The following is a 22,230-nucleotide window of genomic DNA, read 5'->3' as shown; positions in this document are numbered from 1 at the left end:
ATTTACGAAAATTCAACCGTCTCCGGCTTAAACGAAAAACGTTTGTCTCGCCATGACTTAGCCAAAAATTCGGCGTAACCAAGGCCCGCGGCGCGCTTGGGGCTGCGCCGGGGGAACGTGACGGAACACCACCGTCCGCCGCTCGGGAATCATGATCAAGCTTGACAATGTCTTTAAATATTATCGCTCGCACGGCCACAGGAAGGTCGTGCTCGATCATGTCAGCCTCGACTTCGCCGCTGGCCGCAGCTACGGCATTCTCGGCGTCAATGGGGCCGGAAAGTCGACTCTGATGCGCCTCCTGGCAGGCACCGAGCTGCCCAACGGCGGCCGGGTCGTGCGCTCCTCGCGCGTCTCCTGGCCGCTGGGGTTTTCCGGCGGGTTGCACCCGATGCTCAGCGGACGCGAAAACGTGAAGTTCGTCGCGCGCGTGTACGGACAGGACGCGCGCAAGGTTATCGACTTTGTCGAGGACTTTGCCGAGATTGGCGCCTATATCGACGCCCCGATTCGCACCTATTCGTCCGGCATGATGGCGCGTCTCGCCTTTGGCCTGTCGCTCTCGATCGAATTCGACTGCTATCTCATCGACGAGGTCACCGCCGTTGGCGACGCGCGCTTCGCTGCGCGGTGCCAAGAGGAGTTCTCCAAGCGCCGGCGAACGGCGGACGTTATCATGGTGTCGCACGCCATGACGACCATTCAGCAATATTGCGATCGCGGCATGGTGCTGGCGGGCGGGCGAATGCACGTCTTCAACAGTGTCGACGACGCGATCGAACTTTATAAGAAGCTCAATGCCTGAAGCCGTTCACGCCCAGCAACCGGAGATCACGGTCGCGCTCGCTGACCCCGAGCGGGGGCCGCTGAGCCCGCAAGACGCTAGCTTTAAGGCGAAGTCGATCTCGCGCGCGCTGCGCAGGGCCGCGAACAAATCCCGCGCGCCGACGAGCGTCATCGCCGGGGGCGGCGGCTTCCAGGCGCGACGCGGCGACCGCGCGTTCCGCCTCGGCGTCCTCGCCAGCTTCGGCGCCTTCGTCATTGCCCCGTTCCTCGTCGCCTCGATCTATTGGGGGCTGATCGCCAGCAAGCAATATGTGACCGAAACCAAATTCGCGCTGCGCGCCGGCGAAGCGTCGAGTCTCGATCTCTTGAGCGGAGGCGCCATGGGTTCGCAGGCCTCTCAGCAGATGCAGGACGCGCAGGTTCTCGTCAATTTCATCCGCAGCCGCTCGATGATCGAAGCGCTCGACCGGAAGGTCGGCTTGCGCGCCATGTTCTCGCGTTCCGGAGTCGACTATTTTTCGAGTTTCGATCCGGAAGATTCGGTTGAGGAGTTGGAAAAATACTGGAAGCGGCGGATCGACGCGAGCCTCGACATGATGTCTGGCATCATTTCCATCAATGTGCGCGCCTTCACGCCCCGCGATTCGCTCGCCATCGCGCAGAACGTCACTGAACTTTCGGAACGGCTGGTTAACGAACTGTCAACGCGCTCCAGGCGCGATGCGCTGGCGCAGGCGCGCACGGAACTGACGCGCGCCGAAGAACAGTTGAAGAATGCGACGGGCTCCATGCGCGACGCGCGCAATACCGAGGGCGTGCTCGATGCGCCCGCTGCGGCGGAGGCGATCAACAAGCTCATCACCACGCTTCGGCTTGAACTCTCAGCGACGCAGGAAGATCTGGCGCTGCACAGCGACTCGGCGACGTCGGACTCGCCTCAAGCGCGCCTGCTCACTGCGCGGGTTCAGAGCCTCAAGAGCCAGATTGACGAATATTCGACGCAAATCGCTGGCGGCGGCGAGAGGGGGGAGGGCTCTCTGGCGCAGCGTGCCGGCGTGCTTTCCATGCATCAGATCGAGCTTGATCTCGCCCGGCAAAGATACGCGCTCGCCGCATCGATGTTTGAAAACGCCCGAGTCGATCTCGAAACGCAGCGCGCCTATCTCGTCTCCTTCCTTCGCCCGACGCTTGCGGAAAAATCTCTCTATCCCCGGCGCTGGATCGAATGGGGCATTATTGTCGCGCCGGCGACGATCGGCTGGCTCGCGCTCGTCGCCGTGGCCTTCCTTGTCCGCGATCACATGGCCAAATAGCGGCGCGGCGGCGGGGCCGAAAGGCGGATCGGCGGCGCTTATCCGTTGAGATGGAGCGATCGTGTTTTTCAATATTGACGCCGACGACGGCGCCGCCATTCATGGCTGGCTCGCGCCGGATAATCCTTCCGCCGTTCCGAAGATCCTGGTCCGCCGACCGGGAGAAGAAGACATTGAAATCTCGGCGACCATTCAGCGTCCGGACGTGCGCGACCTCGGCGTTCACGCCACCGGTCTCGTTGGCTTTCTGATCGACGACAAGATGATCCAGGGGTTGCCGGGCGTTGAGGATATCGAACTGCTCGAAGCCGACACCGGAATTCTGATCTACCGGCGATTCAAGAAGGGACGGCACATCGAGCGCAAATTTTTTCTGTTCGACGGTTCGATTCGCCCCATCGAGAAATTGGGCGGACGGTCGAGAAATCTGTTCACGCTCACCTACCCGTCGACCGAGCGCTACGCATTCGAGACCATGCTCGTGCTCATTAACAACAGTTTCAACAAATCAATCTTCATGTCGGGGCGCTCGAGCTTCCCGCGTTACGCGCATTTCCTTTCCAATGCGAAATTCACTACAGCGGCGCTGTTGAGCGACCCCTTCGAGGAGCTGGCGCAGCGACTGGTGATCCTCAGCCTGATCCAGAAGTCGGATTCGACGCATATGCTGCCGCTGCTCTTCACCGGGCTGACGGCGTTGACCGATTTTGTTCGCGACCTGCCGCTCGAAGATCCGAAAGGCATCCTTGCGAAATTCCGGAATGTTACCGATGAGGAGCGTGAGGCGCTCATTAGCCCGATGACGCGAATGTTCGGCTGCATCCCTGGCGAGACGCCGGAGCGCCGTCACGTCCCGGCCGCGCTCGAGAACCTGGCGTCGATGGAGCTCGTGGGCGTGCGCAGCCGCTTTCGTGATTTCAGCGCGCTGCTTGCCGGCATCCTCGGTCACGATCTCACCGGCGATTATGAACCGGTGGTGCATCCTTCGATCAGCGCGCTGGCCGATCGGCTGTCGCGCATCAGCCTCGTCGCGGACCTTCTTGAAGCCGATTTGGCGCTCTATTCCTTCGCCGAGGAATCGGTCCTTTCCGCGCTCTCCGATGACGCCGACGTCGTCGCGCGGGACACTCAAACCATGTGATCGTCGATGCTCGCGATGATCAGCGAAATCGCCGCCCAGGCGACGACCAGCGCGCAAAACAGCAGGATGGTGTTCGCCGCGGCTTTCGGGTAACTCGCAGATTCCGGCAACGTCGGCTCGACGATCGTAAGGAGATAGAGCTGCTGTTTTGCAAGTTCCTGCCGCGCGTGATGGTAGGAGGTCTGCGCGATCGAGTAGAGCCTTTCAGCGAATTGCTCGTCGAGCTTCAGGCGCTCATAGGACGCGATCTGCGAGGAAACGGCGTCGGCGCCCTGCGGGTCCGTAAGCTTCTTCTTGAGCTCCGCGATCTGCTGGTCGATCGCGGCAAGACGCGTGCGTTGCAGCCGTTGGCTGGGCGCATCGCTGGAGAGCGACGAAGAAAATGTCGAAAGCGCGTTGACGATATCCATGCGCTCCATCGTGAGCTTGCCCAACAGTTCGCCAATACTGGTGGCGCGCGAACCCGGGTCGATGATGACGTTCTTGTTGCGGAACTGAAGCGTCTTCTCGCGCGCGTCGGCGAGCATCTGACGGGACAGCGTCACTTCGAGCTCGGCGCGGCTCAATGCGTCGGTGCGATTGCGCACGGTGATCTTGTTGACGAGTTCCTCGCTGAGCCTGACGATATCGCGCGCGACGTCGAGCGCGTCCTTGGGTTGGAATGCGTCGGTGCGCACGGTCAAAATGCCGGAAAGGGTGTCGACGCTGGCCGAAATATGACTCAGCCAATATTTCCAGACTTCTTCGGCGTTGGCGTTTCTGCCGAGCCGTGAAAAATAGTCGACGCCGGAGCCCGCAAACTTTTTCTCCATGTAGTCGCGGCCGCCGAGGTCAGCGACGATGGCGCGGCTTTTTACGTAATTGAGCACCATGAAGGCGTCCTGCGAGGACGTATTGGCGCCCCCGCCCGTCAGCTTGGTGATCATTGACGCCGCGTCGGTCCCCGACTTTTTTTCATGTTGAGCGCGCACGGTCAGCCGGGTCTCAGCGACGTAGCGCTCCGACTGCCAGAAGCAGGCGTAAAGCCAGAACAGAAAAGTAGGCAGAACAACGGCGAAGATAAAGCTGCGTCCGAGCAGCCCGCCGCCCGCGTCCGCCCTGGCGGTCGCCAGTTTTTCCGCCATGCCCTCGAAGCTTTCGCGAATCAGCGTCGGCAGGCGGCTCGCGGCGTCCTTCGTCGTCAGCGGCGCGAGAATTTCCACCGCCTTGGTCGACGAGAAACGCGCCACGTTCTGCGCGGTGGCGATCACTTCTGACAGTTTAGGCGGTCTCGGAGCCCTATGCGTGCTCATCTACCCTCAAGTCGCTGACCTGTTCATGCGCTACGCATGTTAACTGAGGCTGAATCGCCTAAGCGCGTTGACGCGGCGTCGGTCCCTGGCGGCCCTATCGTTCGGGCGGAGCAGACAGTCTTCCCGCGCCGCAAATTAAGCGGGTCGGGCCCCCGGCGCAAGCGACTAACGTCACGGTAAAGCTTCGCTATTGGCGTAAAGAGACAGCCCGGGATGGAAATGCGGATCGTCGCGAATGACGGCGCGCCAGCGTTCGTAAAACGCGCGGCGCTCGGTCTCGTAGACGCGCTGCAGACGAAGCGCGCCGCCGCCGCGGCTCGCCGACTGACGATGGATTAGAAGCGTCTGCGTGTGGCAGATCGTGCGCCAGCCGCGCGCCGCCAATCGCAGGCATAAGTCGACGTCGTTCAACTCGACGGGAAGATTGATTTCATCGAAGCCTCCGACGGCGTCGAATTTGTCTCGTTCGATCATCATGCAGGCGCCGGTCACCGCCGAGACGTCGTGCGGCAAGACATTTCGGCTCATCCACCCGCGATCGTCTTCGTTCACGCCGGCGCCGAAATGGCCTGCGACGCCGCCCATGCCGAGCACGACGCCGACGTGCTGAACGCGGCCGCCGGGATAAAGCAACTTCGCGCCCACGGCGCCGACATCCGGCGCCGACGCAAAAAAGAGCAGCCGTTCGATCCAGTCCGGCGTCACCACTTCTGTGTCGTTGTTGAGAAAAATCAGGTAGTCGCCGCGCCCGGCGACCGCGCCGGCGTTGCACAGGGCGGAGAAATTGAAGGCGCCTGACTTGCGCAGGACCTTGAGCCGGGGGTCCTGCGCTTGCAGCCCATGCAGCAGCGCCTGCGTGCGCGGCTCGACGCTGTCATTGTCGACCACAATGACGTCGAATTGAGGATAGAGACTCTTGCGCAGCAGGCTGTCGAGGCAGGGCGCGAGCAGATCGATGCGGTCGCGCGTCGGAATGACGACAGTCACCGCAGGCGGCGGACTGCGGAATACAGCGTCGATCGTCGTTCGCCGCCCGCTCGCCGCCCGCGCAAGGCGAAACAATGGCCGGCGCACCGCGCCGACGACGTCGTTTCCCGCGCGTGACAGCAGCCGGTCGATCAGTGCGTCGGCGCCGGCTTCGATCCAGCCGGATTCGCCCGCCAGGAGGCTTGCGCGAACGCAGGCGGCGCGGCCGACATAATTTTCAAAACGATGAAGCGTCGGGCTCCAGCCGGGTTTGTAGATCGGGCGCAAGGCGTCGCCTTCGCCGACGGTTTCATCCGCATAGGCGATGGCGTGCTGCGGATGGCGGGCGAAATGTTCGACAAAGCAGGCGCAGGCGTCGGGCGCCAGACGATCTCCGGCGATAAGCGGCAGCACGAGATCGCGCGCGTCGAGCTGCGCCCCGTCTGTCTTCGTAAAGACGGCGCAGTGCGGATAGGTTTGTGCCGCGACGCTCTCGCGCGTCGTTTCAATGTCGCGCGGCGACGCGCCGCGGGCGTCGACCAGCGCGACGACTTTCGGCGCCTTTGCCCATTCGCTCCGAGGCCGGTCGAAGTCGGGGTCGCTCTCGCGCGTTCGCGCGGCGCGCCAGGACGGGTAAGTGGACATCGGCGCGGCGCCGAGCGCCCAGCGCCAGTTGAGCTCCGCTTCCTCGGTGAGTCCGACCATATCGGCCGACAGCGCGAAGAACAGACGCTTGGGCGCCGCGGATGCTTTGCGCAGCGCCTCGATGCGGCCCAGCGGCCGCGCGCCCAATATGCGGAAGCTGAAGGCCCCGGAACGATTGGTCGGGCTGATCCAGACCGCGGTCGTCTCGCACGGAACGCGCCCGATCCAAAGCGCCACGCCTTCGCAAGGCGATGGCAGAATGTGCTCTTTGAATTCCTCGCCAATCCAAAATCGCAGGATCGGCCGCACCGGCGCGTCATAGACGCTCGCCGCATAGCGAAGTTCGACGAATCGGCCAGGCGGAAATCCCTTCAAGCCGCAAAAGCGCAGCCATGGCTCCTGCGACAGCGCAAGGAAGCCGTCTTGCTCGCGCCGAACGTCGCGCGCGGGCTCCATGGAAATGGGGTCGCTCGCGGCGTCTGACGGCGGCAATTCAGCGCCCCCCTGTGGCGCAAGCGCGCAAAGCATGAGAGTCGGCGACGATTCCAGCGTCGGAAAACGAACGCGCTTCGATAATAATCTCCACAATGTCGCATTTGGCGGCCGCGCCCGAACGACCGGAACAAAAGAATTACGTCAGACCCGGCGGGAAACTATGGGCGCATCGCCGCGAGGTCAACACGCGCGCTTTCGTGCGATTCTCGCAAAATTTGATGTGAATTCAGCGGCCGCAATGCGCGGGTCCTTATTACGCATCTCGTGCGGCGATTGGTCGAGCCGAGACGGAACGCGGCGCGACGCCAACCACTGGATGCGGCAGGGCAGGCTCTCGCGTTTACTGCATTTATATGCGGGCTCCCAGTCAAAATAGCAGTAAAGAACGAATTCATCGGCCGGAACGGGAATATTGACATCGGCTCGGACTCTAACCTCCCTCGGGGCGATGATCGGCTGAGCGGCTGGTTTCAAGATTTCTTGATTTTTTGCCCTTCCCCTGCCATATAGGGACGATCTTCATCTCATAACGATCATTCTCGGATGATCGCCGATTGAGAGTGGGGCCCTCCGGGGACCCGCTCTTTTTGCTTTGATCGTTCGAGAGCTTCAAGGACAGCGCTTGACGCAAAACGCCGCCGCCAGCACGACCTTTGACGAGCCGCGTCTCATCAGCGAGACCGGCGTCGCCGCGCGCGTCGCGCATCTTGTAGAGCCGGTGCTGGGGCAGTTGGGCTACCGACTCGTGCGCGTGCGGCTCTTGCAGCAGAACGGACCCATTCTGCAGATCATGGCGGAGCGTCCGGACGGAACGATGACCGTTAATGATTGCGAGGCGGCGAGCCAGGCGCTGTCGCCCGAACTCGACGTCGCCGATCTCATCGCCAGCGAATATCGCCTGGAGATTTCTTCTCCCGGCGTCGATCGTCCGCTGGTGCGTCTGTCGGATTTTCATCGCGCCATCGGTCATGAGGTGAAGATCGAACTAACCCATCCCGTGGCGAGCGGACGCAAGCGTTTTCGCGGAATCATTCGCGGCGTCGAAGGCGAGGGGCAAGGCGCGACGCTCGCGCTGGAGCGCACCGACGCGCGCTCGGATGAAGAAAAAGCCGTGTCGCTGCCGCTCGCCGATCTCGACGAAGGCCGGCTGGTGCTGACCGAGTCGCTCATTCGCGAGTCGCTGCGGGCCGGAAAGCTCCAACAGACTGAAGAGACGCAGGAGGAGGCGGACGCGGAGGAGCGTCCGCGCCGTGGACCGGGACGCTTTCGCGGTCCCGCGCAGCAGAAGCAAAAACCGCTGGCTCCGGCCGGCGTGCAAACCCAGTTCAAGAAGGCCGGCGGCAAACCAAAGCCCTCCGGCCGTTCGAGGGGAGACTAACAATGGCCGTCAGCGCCAACCGACTTGAGATTTTGCAGATCGCCGAAGCCGTCGCGCGCGAAAAGTCGATCGACCGTTCGATCGTCATCGCGTCGATGGAGGACGCGCTGCAGAAGGCGGCGCGCTCGCGCTACGGCCAGGAAACCGAGGTGCGCGCCGAGATCAACGCCAAGACAGGCGAAGTTCGCTTCTCACGGCTGCTGCTCGTCGTCGACGAGGTCGAAAACGACTCGACGCAGATTTCGCTCGCCGAAGCGCGCAAGCGCAATCCGGCGGCGCAGTCCGGCGACTGGATCTCGGAGACGCTGCCGCCTTTCGACTTCGGCCGCATCGCCGCGCAGTCCGCAAAGCAGATCATCGTGCAGAAAGTGCGCGAGGCCGAGCGCGACCGCCAGTATGAAGAATACAAGGATCGCATCGGCGAAATCGTCAACGGGGTGGTCAAGCGCGTCGAATACGGCAATGTCGTCATCGACCTTGGCCGCGGCGAAGCCATTATCCGCCGCGACGAGATGATCCCGCGCGAAATGTTTCGCCCGGGCGATCGAGCCCGCGCCTACGTCTACGATGTGCGCCGCGAGCAGCGGGGCCCGCAGATCTTCCTCTCGCGCACCCATCCGCAATTCATGGCGAAGCTGTTCAAGCAGGAAGTGCCGGAGATCTATGACGGCGTGATCGAGGTGAAGTCGGTGGCGCGTGATCCGGGTTCGCGCGCCAAGATCGCTGTGGTGTCGCGCGATTCCTCGATCGATCCGGTCGGCGCCTGCGTCGGCATGCGCGGCTCCCGCGTTCAGGCGGTCGTCGGCGAGCTGCAGGGCGAGCGCATCGACATCATTCCCTGGTCCGCGGACGCCGCGACCTTCATCGTCAATGCGCTGCAGCCCGCGGAAGTGGTCAAGGTCGTCCTCGACGAGGACAGTTCACGCATCGAGGTCGTGGTGCCGGATGATCAGCTTTCGCTCGCGATCGGGCGGCGCGGCCAGAATGTGCGTCTCGCCTCACAGCTGACCGGCTGGGACATCGATATTCTCACTGAGGCCGAAGAGTCGGAGCGCCGGCAGAAGGAATTCGTCGAGCGCACGAAGTCGTTCATGAACGCCATCGACGTTGACGAGGTCGTTGGGCGGCTGCTGGCGTCCGAGGGCTTCCGCTCGGTCGAGGAGCTCGCCTATGTCGAACTTCCCGAACTCGCGACGATCGAGGGCTTCGACGAGGATACCGCCGCCGAAATCCAGAACCGCGCCAAGAACTATCTGGAGCGCATCGAGGCGGAGAACGAAGAGCGCCGCAAGGCGCTGGGCGTCGCCGACGACCTGCGCGAGATCGAGGGCCTGACGACCGCGATGATGGTCAAGCTCGGCGAAAACGACGTGAAGACGATGGAGGATTTCGCCGGCTGCGTGCCGGACGACCTCGTCGGCTGGAGCGAGAAGAAGGATGGCGAGACGGTCAAGCACGAGGGCTATTTCGAGGGCATTGACCTGTCGCGCGAAGAGGCTGAAGCGATGATCATGTTCGCGCGGGTGCGCGTGGGCTGGATCGAGGAGCCGGTGGCGCCGGCCGAGGTCGAGGCTGAAGCTCAGGCGGAAGGCGAATAGCGGATTGATCGAGGGCATGACGCGCGAGCCGCATGTTTCGGAGAGGACCTGCATCGTGACGCGCCAGAGCGGCGCGCCCGAGGCGATGATCCGCTTTGTGCGCGGGCCGGACGGCGCGCTTGCGCCCGACATCAAGGCGCGGCTTCCGGGCCGCGGCGTCTGGGTGACGGCGCGCGCCGACGTCGTTGCGCAGGCGGCGCAAAAACGTCTGTTCGCGCGCGCGCTGAAGACGCAGATCGACGCCGCGCCGCAACTGGCCGAGGACGTCGACCGATTGCTCGAAGCTGATTGTCTGCAGATGCTGTCGCTGGCCAATAAGGCGGGCGCCGTTGCGGCAGGCTTCGGCAAGGTCGCCGACGCCCTCGCGCAAGGTTCTGTCCGCGCCCTGATCGAAGCGCGCGACGGCGGCGAAGACGGCAAGCGCAAGCTTGCCCAAGCGGCCCGGCGCGCCGGGTCGACGACCCCCGTCATCGGCTTATTTTCGTCGGTGCAATTGGATTTGGCGTTGGGCCGCACAAATGTGATACATGCTGCCCTCGCCGGGAGCGGTCCGACGACGGCTTTCATCGGGCGATGCCGTCGACTCGCAGCCTATCGGGGCGTATGCATCGACGGCGCGACGGCGACGGGCGACGAAAACGAGGCGAAGCCGAGCGGCTGCGCAGACTGAAGTTAACGGGTCGTAGCGACCCAGGATTGGGAACTGGATGAGCGAAGGCGAGAACAGCGGCGACAAAACTCTGACCGTCGCGCCGTCGAAGACGTTGCACTTAAAGCAGCGACCGGTCGAGCACGGCATGGTCCGTCAGAGCTTCTCCCATGGCCGCTCAAAAGTGGTCGTGGTCGAGAAGGTGAAGCGCCGCGCGCCCGGACATGTCGAACCGGCGAAGCCGGCCGGCGCGACGGCCCCGATTGCGGAGCCGCCGGCGCCGCCGCCGAAGGCCGCGCCGAAATCCGAGACCCAGCGTTCGGCGCCTGCGCCGCGCTCCGGCTCGGGCGTCGTGCTGCGCGCGTTGACCGATGAGGAGCGCGAGGCGCGCGCCCGGGCATTGGTCGACGCAAAATCGCGCGAAGAGGACGATCGCCGCCGCGCGGAAATCGACGCCAAGGCGCGCAACGAACGCGAGGAGCGCGAGCACGCCGAGCGCGCCGCCGCCGACGCGCGCAAGCGCGAGGAAGAAGAGCGTCTCGCGCGCGAAGCCGAATCGAAACGCAAATCCGAGGAAGAAGCGCGTCGCCGGCTGCCCGGCGACGCCGCCGGCGTTGCAGCGCCGCGCAATCCCGTCGGGGCCGCCGCGCCTGGTCCGGCCGGCGCCCGCGCGCCCATTCGCACAGAGGGCGAAGCCGCGGTGCGACGACCGCCCGTGCGCACCATCGGCGGCTTCACGCCGCCCGCGCCGCCGCGCCCGACCCCCTCTCGCGGCGGGGCCATGAAAGATCGCGGCCGGCTGACGGTCTCCACCGCCACGGCCGGAACCGACGAAGAGCGCACGCGCTCCGTCGCCTCCTTCAAGCGCCGCCAGCAGCGGTTGTTCCGCGGCCAGGTGGAGCAGAAGGAAAAAGTTCTGCGTGAGGTGATCCTTCCCGAGACGATCACCATTCAGGAACTCGCGAACCGCATGTCGGAGCGCGCGGTCGACGTCATCCGCCTGCTGATGAAGCAGGGCGAGATGCACAAGATCAACGACGTCGTCGACGCTGATACGGCGCAGCTCGTCGCGGAAGAGATGGGCCACACGGTCAAGCGCGTCGCCGAATCCGACGTCGAGGAAGGCCTGTTCGACACGCCCGACGTCGACGTCGATCTCACGGCGCGTCCGCCTGTCGTCACGATCATGGGCCACGTCGACCACGGCAAGACGTCGTTGCTCGACGCCATTCGCCAGGCCAATGTCGTCTCCGGCGAAGCCGGCGGCATTACCCAGCATATCGGCGCCTATCAGGTGACGGCCCCCAACGGTCACGCCATCACCTTCATCGACACGCCCGGCCATGCCGCCTTTACGGCGATGCGCGCCCGCGGCGCCAAGGTCACGGACATTGTGGTGCTGGTCGTCGCGGCTGACGACGGCGTCATGCCGCAGACGATCGAGGCGATCAATCACGCCCGCGCCGCTCATGTCCCGCTGATCGTCGCCATCAACAAGATCGACAAGCCGGACGCCAAGCCTGAGCGGGTGCGCACCGAACTGCTGCAGTATGAAGTGCAGGTCGAATCCATGGGCGGCGAAACGCTCGAAGTCGAAGTCTCGGCGAAACAGCATACCAATCTCGACAAGCTGCTCGAGCTGATCGCGCTTCAATCCGAGGTGCTTGACCTCAAGGCCAACGCCGATCGCGCCGCCGAAGGCACGGTCATCGAGGCGCGGCTCGACCGGGGCCGAGGGCCTGTGGCGACCATGCTGGTTCAGCGCGGCACGCTACACGTCGGCGACATTGTCGTCGCCGGAACCCAATGGGGCCGCGTGCGCGCGCTGCTCGATGACAAGGGCGCCGCGCGTCCCGAAGCCGGCCCGAGTTTCCCTGTCGAGATTCTGGGCTTCAGCGGCACGCCGGAAGCCGGCGACCGCGTGGCTGTCGTCGAGTCGGAAGCCCGCGCCAGGGAGATCGCCGAATATCGCGAGCGGATGAAGCGCGACAAGATCGCCGCGCGCGGCGGTTCGGCGCGCGGTTCGCTTTCCGACATGATGAGCCAGCTCAAGACGGCGGGCCGCAAGGAATTCCCCCTCGTCATCAAGGGCGACGTGCAGGGCTCGGTCGAAGCCATCGCCGCGGCGCTCGAAAAGCTCGGCACCGAAGAGGTCGGGGCGCGCATCGTGCATGCCGGCGTCGGCGGCATCTCGGAATCAGATATTTCGCTCGCCGAGGCCTCCAACGCCGCGGTCATCGGCTTCAACGTGCGCGCGCACAAAGAGGCACGCGACGCGGCCGAACGCGCCGGCATCGAGATTCGCTACTACAACATCATCTACAATCTCGTGGATGACGTGAAGGGCGCGATGTCCGGCCTGCTGGCGCCGACGCTGCGTGAAACCCTGCTCGGCAATGCGACGATCCTCGAGGTCTTCGATATTTCGAAGGTCGGCAAGGTCGCTGGCTGCCGCGTGACGGATGGCAATGTCGAGCGTGGCGCCAATGTGCGGCTCATCCGCGACAATGTCGTCGTGCATGAGGGCAAGCTCTCGACGCTCAAGCGCTTCAAGGACGAGGTCAAGGAAGTCGCCGCTGGACAGGAATGCGGCATGGCTTTCGAGAACTACCAGGACATGCGCGCCGGCGACGTCATCGAGTGCTATCGCGTCGAGGAAATCAAGCGAACGCTGTAAGCGGCGCTGCGCCGCCGCGAAACGTCATGGCCGGGCCTGTCCCGGCCATCCTCGTCGCGCTGAGCCGCGCTACCTTCATTCATTACGCGTCATGCGCGGTATGTCCGCCACAAGCACGGGCGTGAGACGACTGCAATTACCGGGTCCAAAATGTCCAGAGCTCATCACTCACAGGCCGGGGCGCCGTCGCAGCGTATGTTGCGCGTCGGCGAACTCGTTCGTCACGCCGCCGCCCGGCTGCTCACACGCGGCGAAATCACTGATCCGGTGCTCGAACAGCATGTCGTGACCGTTTCGCGGGTGAAGATGAGTCCAGATCTCAAGCTCGCGACGATTTACGTCGTTCCGCTTGGCGGCAAGGATGAGCCTGAGGTGCTCGCCGCGCTGGATCGCCACAAGCGATTTTTGCGCGGGGAGATCGTGCAAGAGGTGAATTTGAAGTTCGCGCCCGAAATCCGCTTTCGCATCGACGACACATTCGACAATGTGTCCCGCATCGACGCGCTGCTCAGTTCCGACCGTGTGAAGCGCGATCTCGCCGATGGCGACGACGCCAAAGAGGATGGCGTTGAGGAATGAGCAAAAAAAAATCGGACCGAGTCGTCGTGGACGGCTGGCTGGCGCTGGATAAGCCTGTCGGCCTGACGTCCACGCAGGCGGTGTCGCGCCTCAAGCGCATCTACAACGCCCAGAAGGCCGGCCATGCGGGCACGCTCGATCCGCTCGCGTCCGGCATTCTTCCCGTCGCCTTCGGGGAAGCGACCAAGACCGTGCCCTTCGTTCAGGACGGCGAGAAGGCCTATCGTTTCACCGTGCATTGGGGCGTCGAGACCGACACTGACGACGCCGACGGTCGGGGCGTGCGGGAGAGCGCTGTGCGGCCGGAGCGCGCCGCGATCGAAGTTCTGCTGCCGCAGTTCGTCGGCGAGATTTCGCAGACGCCGCCGCAATTCTCGGCGATTAAAATCGCCGGCGAGCGCGCCTATGACATCGCCCGCGAGGGCGAGCTGGTCGATTTGAAGCCGCGCGTGGTCAAGATCCGCTCGCTGACGCTAATCGACGCGTCTCGCGACGAGGCGACCTTCGTCATGGAATGCGGCAAGGGCGCCTATGTGCGCGCGATTGCGCGCGATCTCGGTCGGGTTTTGGGCTGTTTCGGCCATGTCACGGCGCTGAGACGCACCCGCGTCGGGCCTTTCGTCGAGGACGACGCTTATACGCTCGACGAGATCGAAAATCAGAACATGGCCGCAGAGGCGCTGCTGTCGGTCGAAGCCGGATTGGCCGAACTGCCTTGCGTCGTTGTCGATCGCGACATGGCGGCGCGGCTGCGGCGTGGCGGCTCGGTGATTTTGCGGGGCCGCGACGCGCCGCATGAGGGCATTGTGTACGCCGCTTGCGGCGGCGTGCCGGTCGCCTTCGGCGAAATCGTCCAGGGCGCGCTCGCGCCGGCGCGGGTGTTTAATCTCCCGTTCTGAGCCTATTCGACAAGCGCGACGCAGCCGGACGATGCGGCGGGCATTCGTCGGCAAGCCGATCCAGCGAGGACCGGCGCATTCGACGGCGAAGCCAGCCGCTATTTAGGGTTTTGATGGCGCGCGCCCAAGACCTCGGCCAGCGGCGCCTTTCGCGTGGTTTCGCGAAAGCGCATGAGATCATCGATCGCGCGATTGATCTCCGCCTGTTTGACGCCAGGTTCCGCCGCTCGGCCTGTGATGCGACGCGCCTGCCTCGTGATTTCTTCAGAAGTTCCGCCAGCGCGGGCCTGAGGGTGTTTTACATCTCGCATGATGCCTAACCTCGACGGGTAAGAACAACCCGTCAAATATTGTCCTCGACCGACCGGCAGTTGATCTTGTCACGGGAAGCTTGTCCAATTGGCTTCGAGATTCGCCGCACATGACCCGTCCGCCCAAACTCCTCGTCTTCGATTCCGGTCTCGGCGGCCTCACGGTCTTTGCCGAAATCATCAAGCTGCGGCCATCGGCGGACTATCTCTATTGCGCGGATGACGCCGGCTTTCCTTATGGGTCCTGGAAGGAGCCGGAGCTCGTCGAACGCGTGATGGAACTGATGGAGCGGCTGATCGCCGATCACGCGCCGGACATCGTGGTCATCGCCTGCAACACCGCGTCGACGATCGTTCTGCCTTACTTGCGCGTGCATTGGCCCGCCTTGCCTTTCGTCGGCACGGTGCCGGCGATCAAACCGGCGGCGGAGCGCACACGGTCAAGGATGATCTCGGTGCTCGGCACGCAGGGCACGGTGGCGCGCGACTATACGCAAAACCTGATCGCGCAATTCGCCGCGCATTGCTCGGTGACGCTCGTCGGCTCGAAACGTTTGGCGGGTCTCGCTGAGAGCTACATGCATGGGGAAGGCGTGAGAGACGCCGACATCGGCGCCGAGATCGCTCCCTGTTTCCGGGAAGAAGGCGGCAGGCGCACGGACGCCATCGTTCTCGCCTGCACGCATTATCCGCTGCTGATCGACGAGTTCAAACGTCTTGCGCCCTGGCCGGTCGAGTGGATCGACCCCGCGCCGGCGATCGCGCGGCGCGCGGATCAATTGCTTGGCGAGCGCTTCGGCGCGGATGCGCCGGGACGCCAGCCGGTCTCCCGTCGCATCATCTTCACGAGCGGCGCTCGTCCCCCGGCGCCGCTCGGCGCAGCGCTCGCGCGCTACGGCCTTGCGTGGACCGCTGTTGTCCCTACCGCCTAGTGCGGGGCGTGGTCGCGTTTCGCCAAAGCGCCAATGTTCCAGAAGGCGTTATGGCTTGTTCCGATCGGTCAAAGTTTCGAGAAACGCGACGATGGCGTCGATGTCCTTATCGGACAGCCGCGGCTTTTGCCCGGGCTTGCGATCGTAGGGAACCTCGTCGAGGTTGACGTTTTCATGCGCGGTGGCCGGCAGGTCGTCAAATTTTTCCGGCTTGCCGCTTCGGTCTTTCGGGTACCAGTGACCAGGATCGGTGTCGCGCGTCGCGTAAAAGGCGACGACGTCGCGAAGCTTGTCGAAGACGCCATTGTGCAGATAGGGGCCGGTGACGGCGATGTTGCGCAAGGTCGGCACTTTGAAAGCGCCGCAGACGCTCTCGACCTTGAAGTCCGCGGGAGCGACTTCAGCGAGTCCCGGTCGCGCGCACAGGCCGAGATCGGGAGCTGAATCAGCCTTCGCCGCGGTCGGAATCGCTTTGTTTCTTGGACCGCCGAGCGCGTCATAGGTGAAGTCGGTGAAGAGCCAGTCCTGCGGATTGCGCGAATCTTCCTTGCCGGCGTGGCAGGCGAGGCAATTGCCCTTCTTCGGGTCCTTGAAGAGTTCGAAGCCTTTCTTCTCCAGCGCCGTCAACTGCGTTTGCCCGCGCAGATAATCGTCGAATTTGGAGGCGAAGGGATGAAAGCGCGCGCTCGCCTCGAAAGCGACGACCGCTTGCGCGAGCTTCACGAAGGCGGCGTCCGGATCGGCGAAAACTTTGTCGCCATAGACCTGGCGGACAAGGTCGGCGTAGGCGCCGCCCTGCACCGTCTCGACGATAAAGCGTTTCGACGGCGCGTTCATCTCGAGCGGATCGAGCATCGGACCTTCGACCTGGGCGAGGAGATCGTGCGCGCGGCCATCGAAGAACTGTCCGCCAGCCGGAATTTTTTCGATCTTGCCGGTCTCTTCATCCTTATCGTCGATGAATTCGAAAGGCGGCGCGAAGGACGCATACATGATCGACGGCGTGTTGCGCTTGCCCAGAGACGTCGGCAGCGAGCCCCGCGCCACGGCAGGGACGCTCGAACCATTATTGCCTTGAAAGGCCGTCGCAGCGTCATGGCAGGAGGCGCAGGAGACGCCCGCCGGGCGGGACAGGCTCGCGTCTTCGAACACGCGCTTGCCGAGGAGTTCGAGCGCCGTCAGGCCGCGTTCGTCCGCCGCGCCGGCGCGAGGTGGCGCAGGCTGCGCGTCGAGCGGCGAGCCGAGCACTGCGAAGACGGCGCAAAGCGCGGCTTGGCGCGCCTTGCGTAGACAGGAAAGGGTCACTTTGAGCAGCCCGTTGGAGAAGAAAGCGCGTTTCTCCGCGCCTTCGGAAACTTTAGGAATCGCGCGGCGCAAAGGTCAATTTCGTTAATTTGGATATCTTCCAGCAAGGCCGCGAATTTACACTGCATGCCGCGCGCGCAGCAGCAAGCTGCGCCGTCAACTTACATCCAACACACTGAAATTAACCAGATTTAATCTCCTGAAAGCAACCTGGCGCAGTACAGCCACATTTTAACGTTTGTCTGGACGCGGATGGTGCGACCGCGCGCGACTCATCGCGGAGTCCTTGGCGCGCGCCAATGAAAGGGTTCAGGCATGATGGATATCGGCGACGATAAGGAGCTGATGGCTGAATTTGCCGAGTTTAAAGAGTTGCTGCGTCGCGACCTCGGCCACGCCCCCGAGCCAACTGCTGCGCCGGCTCAGGGCTTCGAACGCCCGCCAACGAATGCAGCGATCAATCCGGGTCCTTCTCCTCAAGCGCCGCGCGCAGAGGAAGCTTGGAGCGCCGTCCATGCGACGGAGGAAGAATTCTACGACGAGCCGGAGGAAGAGCGCGAAGGCGGCCGTCGGGCCTTGTTCTTCGCGGCGGCCGCGGTGGTTATCGCCGGACTGGCGGCCTTGACCTTTGTCTTGGGTCCGTGGGGCGCGGTCCAGCCAAGCGAGGATCCGGCGCTGGCCACGGCGCCGCCTTTGGCCGCTCCGGAAGCCGCTGAACCCGTTCTCGGCAGCGCCGCGCCGCAACCGCAGGACGCCGCGCCTACGGATGATGAGACCGCCAAAGCGCCCGCGCTTGAGGAAAGCGCCAGGGCGCCGGCTGAGCCTGCGCCGGCAGCCGAACCTGCGTCTGGCGCGGACCTCCAGTCGGAGCCAGCGCCGGTGGCAGGCGCGGCGATGACGCCGACCAATCCGGCGGCTGCGCCGCTTGGCGCAACCATTCCTGTTCCCACCGGCGCCGCCGCTGCGCCGCAACTCGCGCCATTGCCCACGGCGCCGCTGCCGATGACGGCGACGACGCCAACGCCCATGACGGCGACGGCGCCAGTGACGGCGACGACGCCGTCGGCCCCGGCGCCGACGTCGCCGCCGAAAGCCGTTCCGCCGAAAGCCGCGGCGCTGACGCCGCCGCAAGCGGCTGCGCCGGCCGCGCCAGTTTCAGCGCCGCCGGCCGCCGCTGAGCAAACGATCGAGACGCCAAAGCCCGCGCCGCGCGCAAAGGTGGTGAAGCAGAAGAAGCCGGCGAAGCCGGTGGCCAGCCGACCCAAGTCGGCCGCCGAGGCGCCGGTGGCCGTCGCGGCGCCTGAGCCGGCGCCGGTCGCGCCGCCTCCGCCTCCACCGCCCGCGAGCGACGGACCTTTCGGCTTCGTCAAGCGCTCGGTGAACTCGGTCGGATCGGCCATCGGCGGCCTCGTACGCTGACCTGAGAACGGCTCCATTCGAAACGCCGGCGCGCGCGCGCCGGCGTTTTTCTTTTGACGAATGGATCAGCACTGGCCTTTGCCAAACGCCATAGCCTGTGACTTTATCCAGGGCTGGGCGGGCGCGTCCGTCTCGACGATCCTGGAGGGCTGAAGGCATGGCCAAACCCACTCAAGCTGACGCAGAGGCGGCCGTGCGGGTTCTCATCGAATGGGCGGGAGACGATCCTAGTCGCGAGGGTCTGATCGACACGCCGGAGCGTGTGGCGCGCTCCTACCGCGAGCTTTTCGCGGGCTATGAAGTCGATCCGCGCGACTACCTCAAGCGCACCTTCGACGAGGTCGGCGGCTATGACGAGCTCGTGGTCCTCAAGGACATTCGCGTCGTCAGCTTCTGCGAGCACCACATGTTGCCGGTGACCGGGCGCGCGCATGTCGGCTATCTGCCGAGCAACCGCGTGGTCGGGATTTCAAAGCTCGCGCGCGTCGTGCATGGCTTCGCGCGCCGGCTGCAAATTCAGGAAAAGCTCACCGCCGAGATCGCCGAAGCGATCCAGGATATTTTGGAGCCGCAGGGGGTCGGCGTCGTCATCGAGGCGGAGCACAGCTGCATGACGCTGCGCGGCGTCAACACGACAGGCTCGCTGCTAACGACGAGCCGCCTGCTCGGCGTCATCCGCGACGATCCGCGCACCCGCGAGGAATTCCTCGGCATGGTGCACGGGAAGTAAATCGCGCGGAGCCTGTTCTAGGACAGCGCCGTCTTCAGCTCCGCCACGATCGCGTCGCCCATCTCTTTTGTTGAGACGGTCGACGGCGCGTCGCCCTTGATGTCGGCCGTGCGCAGGCCTTTGGCCAACACGCCCGCGATCGCCGCGTCGATCGCGTCTGCCGCCTTCGGCAGATCGAAGCTGTAACGCAGGGCCATGCCGAGCGAACCGATCATGGCGATCGGATTGGCGATGCCCTTGCCGGCGATGTCGGGCGCCGAGCCATGGCAGGGCTCATACATCGCATGGCGCTTGCCCTTTTCATCCGCGGCTCCGAGCGAAGCCGACGGCAACATGCCGAGCGAGCCGGTGAGCATCGCGGCTTCATCGGACAGCATGTCCCCGAAGAGATTGTCGGTGACGATCACGTCGAACTGTTTGGGCCAGCGCACGAGCTGCATGCCAAGCGCGTCGGCGAGCATATGTTCGAGCGTCACGTCGGCATATTCGCGCTTATGCAGCGCGGTGATGACTTCGCGCCACAGATAGCCCGACTTCATCACATTCGATTTTTCGGAGGAGGTCACCTTGTTGCCGCGCTTGCGCGCCAGCTCGAAAGCGACCCGGCCGATGCGCTCGATCTCATAGGTCTCGTAGACCTGAGTGTCGACCGCGCGCTTCTGGCCGTTGCCGAGATCGGTGATCTCCTTGGGCTCGCCAAAATAGACGCCGCCGGTCAGTTCGCGCACGATCATGATGTCGAGACCGTCGACGATCTCGCGTTTCAGGGAAGAGGCGTCGGCCAGCGCCGGATAGCAGATCGCCGGACGCAGATTGGCGAATAGCCCCAAGTCCTTGCGCAGGCGCAGAAGGCCGGCTTCGGGCCGCACGTCATAAGGCACGCCGTCCCATTTCGGCCCGCCGACGGCGGCGAGCAGCACGGCGTCGGCCTCATGCGCGCGCTTCATGTCGGCTTCGCTGATCGCTTGCTTATGCGCGTCATAGGCGGCGCCGCCGACGAGCCCCCGCTCGACCTCGAAGCTGGCGACGCCTGCTTCGTTCAGAACGGCGAGAACCTTTTCGGCCTCGGCGGAAATTTCCGGTCCGATGCCGTCGCCCGGCAGGAGCAGAAGCTTGTATATGGCCATGAATGCCTCGTCGTCGGCTTTGAAACTCGCGCTGTCAATAGAGCGCGCGACAAGGCGACGCAACCGCACGAAATTTCATTTTGTCGTGCGACAATTCGCCTGCCGCGCCGCCCTTGCCGCAGCGCGTTAAGCCGTGCAGCTTGAAAAATGTCAAACGCAAGGGGGCTTCGCGCGAGACGCGTCAATCAATGAGCGACGTCGGCGGGAAGCGATGCGCAGGCTCTGCGCAGTTGGGAGACGCTTGAGATGAAGAGCTACAAAACCATCGTGCATATCATGGCGCTTAGCCTGTTCGGCGCCCTCGCCGGCGCGGCGCCCGCCAAGGCTTTCTGCCTCGTCAATTGCGAGCCCAAGCCCGAGCACGCGAAGCAGGTCTTCGAAAATCTCATCAAGAAGAAATTCGACAAGGACGTCGTGATCGAGGACTTCAAGGTCACGCGCTTCTGGCCGCTCGATGTCGAAGGGGCCGGTCACGCCGGCTATGAGTTCTACTACACGGCGAAAGTGCGCTTCCCGAAGGGCGCCAATCTCGAGTGCAAGCCGGATGGCGGCGCGAAGCCGGGCTGCTCCGATAACACGAGCTATTATTCGACGACGATCCAGAACCAGATGATCAAGGACAAGCAATATATCGAGCCGGGCAGGGTCATCGACTTCAGTGACGAGACGCGATTCGACGAAGAAGGCTCGAAGTGGAAGGGCCAGGACGGCAATTTTTATTGAGCAGCGTCCACGACGCGGACGATCGCGAGCCGCCCGGCTCGCGATTCTTCGTTTAGGCGGCTGATCGCACGGTCTTATCCCCTTCCGCGCGCGCGGCGCTTGGTGTAAAAGGCGCCCAACGATTGCGCGTCGAGCTCGGCTCAGGCGCGGCTGGAAGGGTGCACATGCAGCAGGTCATTATCGCGATCCACCTGATGGTGGTGACGGCGCTCGTCATTCTGGTGCTTTATCAAAAGTCGGAGGGCGGCGCGCTCGGCATGGGCGGCGGCAGCGGCGTTTTCACCGGCCGCGGCCAGGCCAATGCGCTCACCCGCGCAACGGGCATCCTCGCGACGATCTTCTTTATCACCAGCATCGCGCTGACCGTGCTGCCGGCCTGGGAACGGCGCAGCGAAGGCGGCGACGACTGGACCAAGGCGCTTGATCCAGCATCGATCCAGATCAAGGAGCTTCCCAAGACCGAAGGCAAGGGCGGGCAGGCCGCGCCTGAAACGGCGCCCGAACCCGGCAAGGACAGCATCTTCGAGCAGCTCCAGCGCGCCCAGCAGAAGCGCCAGCAGAGCGCGCCCGTAGAGGCGCCGCCGGCCGCGGCGCCGCCGCCGGCCGCAACCCCGCCAGCGGCGACTCCGCCCGCCGCCGAAGCGCCGGCGCTGCGCCCGTCGCAGGAGCCCGCTCCGCAGGCTCCTGCCGCTGAAGCGCCGAAGCCTGTCGCGCCGCCTGCCGAAGCTCCCAAGCCTGAAGCGATTGCGCCCGCAGCGCCGCCGGCCGCCGAAGCGCCCAAGCCTGAAGCCGCGAAGCCTGACGCCCCGAAGACTGACGGCTTGAAGACTGACGGCTTGAAGTGGGAAGCGCCGAAGACGGAGGCCCCGGCGACGACGGCTCCGCAGGCCCCGGCCGCGGAAGCCCCCAAGCCCGTCGCGCCGCCTGTCGAAGCCCCGAAGACGGAAGCCCCCAAGGCGGAAGCTCCGAAGCCTGCAGCGGTTGCTCCCGCAGCTCCGCCCGCCGCCGAAGCGCCGAAGCCCGACGCGTCGAAGAGTGACGGCTTGAAGTGGGAAGCGCCGAAGACGGAGGCTCCAGCCGCGCCGGCTCCGCAGGCCCCGGCCGCGGAAGCCCCGAAGCCCGCCGCGCCGGAAACCAAGCCCGCGCCTTCGACGATCTGGAAAGCCCCGACCCAGTAACCGGCGTCAAATCCGCCATCCGATGATCTTGGCTGGGGGCAACCGCCCCCGGCCCGATAGAATCCGCTATTAGAATCGCTGGAAAGG

At 64.4% G+C, this 22,230-nt stretch carries 18 protein-coding genes; 14 read left to right on the top strand and 4 right to left on the bottom strand.

Annotated features, from left to right (window positions below; all coding sequences use genetic code 11):
• The first annotated feature begins 151 nt into the window (after positions 1-151).
• The 3 genes from EHO51_RS13420 (at position 152) to EHO51_RS13410 (ending at position 3,240) form a co-directional block, all read left to right on the top strand.
• On the top strand, positions 152-805 hold the full coding sequence (locus EHO51_RS13420) for an ABC transporter ATP-binding protein (protein ID WP_018406178.1): 654 nt from the start codon (positions 152-154) through the stop codon (positions 803-805).
• Positions 798-2,099 (top strand): hypothetical protein, encoded by a 1,302-nt coding sequence (locus EHO51_RS13415; protein ID WP_124739305.1) that lies wholly within the window; start codon positions 798-800, stop codon positions 2,097-2,099. The genes EHO51_RS13420 and EHO51_RS13415 overlap by 8 nt, the downstream gene beginning before the upstream one ends.
• 61 nt (positions 2,100-2,160) lie before the next feature.
• Positions 2,161-3,240, top strand: a complete 1,080-nt coding sequence (locus tag EHO51_RS13410; protein WP_124739304.1) for a hypothetical protein — start codon at positions 2,161-2,163, stop codon at positions 3,238-3,240.
• Here EHO51_RS13410 and EHO51_RS13405 read toward each other — a convergent pair.
• Together EHO51_RS13405 and EHO51_RS13400 are read right to left on the bottom strand one after the other, a co-directional pair.
• Positions 3,228-4,532, bottom strand: a complete 1,305-nt coding sequence (locus EHO51_RS13405) for a hypothetical protein (RefSeq protein ID WP_245434598.1) — start codon at positions 4,530-4,532, stop codon at positions 3,228-3,230. The two genes, EHO51_RS13410 and EHO51_RS13405, sit on opposite strands and share 13 nt — an antisense overlap.
• Before the next feature lie 171 nt (positions 4,533-4,703).
• Entirely contained in the window at positions 4,704-6,635 is a 1,932-nt protein-coding gene (locus EHO51_RS13400; protein WP_164479400.1) for a glycosyltransferase family 2 protein, read from the bottom strand.
• A 625-nt stretch (positions 6,636-7,260) separates the two neighbouring features.
• On the opposite strand from EHO51_RS13400, the gene rimP reads away from it, so the two are divergent.
• The 7 genes from rimP (at position 7,261) to murI (ending at position 15,661) form a co-directional block, all read left to right on the top strand.
• Positions 7,261-8,016, top strand: coding sequence for a ribosome maturation factor RimP (gene rimP / locus EHO51_RS13395; RefSeq protein ID WP_124739302.1), 756 nt, complete (start codon positions 7,261-7,263; stop codon positions 8,014-8,016).
• 2 nt (positions 8,017-8,018) lie between these two features.
• Positions 8,019-9,614 (top strand): transcription termination factor NusA, encoded by a 1,596-nt coding sequence (nusA, locus tag EHO51_RS13390; protein WP_124739301.1) that lies wholly within the window; start codon positions 8,019-8,021, stop codon positions 9,612-9,614.
• A gap of 16 nt (positions 9,615-9,630) precedes the next feature.
• Complete coding sequence (locus EHO51_RS13385; protein WP_245434597.1) at positions 9,631-10,284, top strand: RNA-binding protein; 654 nt, start codon at positions 9,631-9,633, stop codon at positions 10,282-10,284.
• A 37-nt stretch (positions 10,285-10,321) separates the two neighbouring features.
• Positions 10,322-12,940, top strand: a complete 2,619-nt coding sequence (gene infB / locus EHO51_RS13380) for a translation initiation factor IF-2 (RefSeq protein WP_124739299.1) — start codon at positions 10,322-10,324, stop codon at positions 12,938-12,940.
• Positions 12,941-13,135: 195 nt separating this feature from the next.
• Entirely contained in the window at positions 13,136-13,519 is a 384-nt protein-coding gene (gene rbfA / locus EHO51_RS13375) for a 30S ribosome-binding factor RbfA (protein ID WP_029651475.1), read from the top strand.
• Complete coding sequence (gene truB, locus EHO51_RS13370) at positions 13,516-14,418, top strand: tRNA pseudouridine(55) synthase TruB (protein WP_124739298.1); 903 nt, start codon at positions 13,516-13,518, stop codon at positions 14,416-14,418. Before rbfA ends, truB begins: the two co-directional genes overlap by 4 nt.
• 421 nt (positions 14,419-14,839) lie before the next feature.
• Complete coding sequence (gene murI, locus EHO51_RS13365) at positions 14,840-15,661, top strand: glutamate racemase (RefSeq protein ID WP_124739297.1); 822 nt, start codon at positions 14,840-14,842, stop codon at positions 15,659-15,661.
• Between the two features lie 48 nt (positions 15,662-15,709).
• Here murI and EHO51_RS13360 read toward each other — a convergent pair whose 3' ends face one another.
• Entirely contained in the window at positions 15,710-17,038 is a 1,329-nt protein-coding gene (locus EHO51_RS13360; RefSeq protein WP_245434596.1) for a cytochrome-c peroxidase, read from the bottom strand.
• 243 nt (positions 17,039-17,281) lie between these two features.
• Here EHO51_RS13360 and EHO51_RS13355 point away from each other — a divergent pair, with 243 nt between their 5' ends.
• Positions 17,282-18,385 carry a hypothetical protein gene (locus EHO51_RS13355; protein ID WP_245434595.1) on the top strand — a complete coding sequence of 368 codons (1,104 nt, stop codon included), beginning with the start codon at positions 17,282-17,284 and terminating at the stop codon, positions 18,383-18,385.
• Between the two features lie 157 nt (positions 18,386-18,542).
• Positions 18,543-19,115: a GTP cyclohydrolase I FolE gene (folE, locus tag EHO51_RS13350; protein WP_029651417.1), complete on the top strand. Its 573-nt coding sequence runs from the start codon at positions 18,543-18,545 to the stop codon at positions 19,113-19,115.
• Between the two features lie 17 nt (positions 19,116-19,132).
• Here the strand turns inward: folE and leuB are convergent, their stop codons facing one another.
• Complete coding sequence (gene leuB, locus EHO51_RS13345) at positions 19,133-20,242, bottom strand: 3-isopropylmalate dehydrogenase (RefSeq protein ID WP_124739296.1); 1,110 nt, start codon at positions 20,240-20,242, stop codon at positions 19,133-19,135.
• Positions 20,243-20,488: 246 nt separating this feature from the next.
• Here leuB and EHO51_RS13340 point away from each other — a divergent pair, with 246 nt between their 5' ends.
• Together EHO51_RS13340 and secG are read left to right on the top strand one after the other, a co-directional pair.
• Entirely contained in the window at positions 20,489-20,965 is a 477-nt protein-coding gene (locus EHO51_RS13340) for a hypothetical protein (RefSeq protein ID WP_124739295.1), read from the top strand.
• Between the two features lie 164 nt (positions 20,966-21,129).
• Complete coding sequence (gene secG, locus EHO51_RS13335; RefSeq protein ID WP_124739294.1) at positions 21,130-22,143, top strand: preprotein translocase subunit SecG; 1,014 nt, start codon at positions 21,130-21,132, stop codon at positions 22,141-22,143.
• The last annotated feature ends 87 nt before the right edge of the window (positions 22,144-22,230 follow it).

The organism is Methylocystis rosea (genome assembly GCF_003855495.1).
Classification (GTDB): Bacteria; Pseudomonadota; Alphaproteobacteria; order Rhizobiales; family Beijerinckiaceae; genus Methylocystis; species Methylocystis rosea_A.
This window is presented reverse-complemented; position numbering and strand designations above follow the sequence as displayed.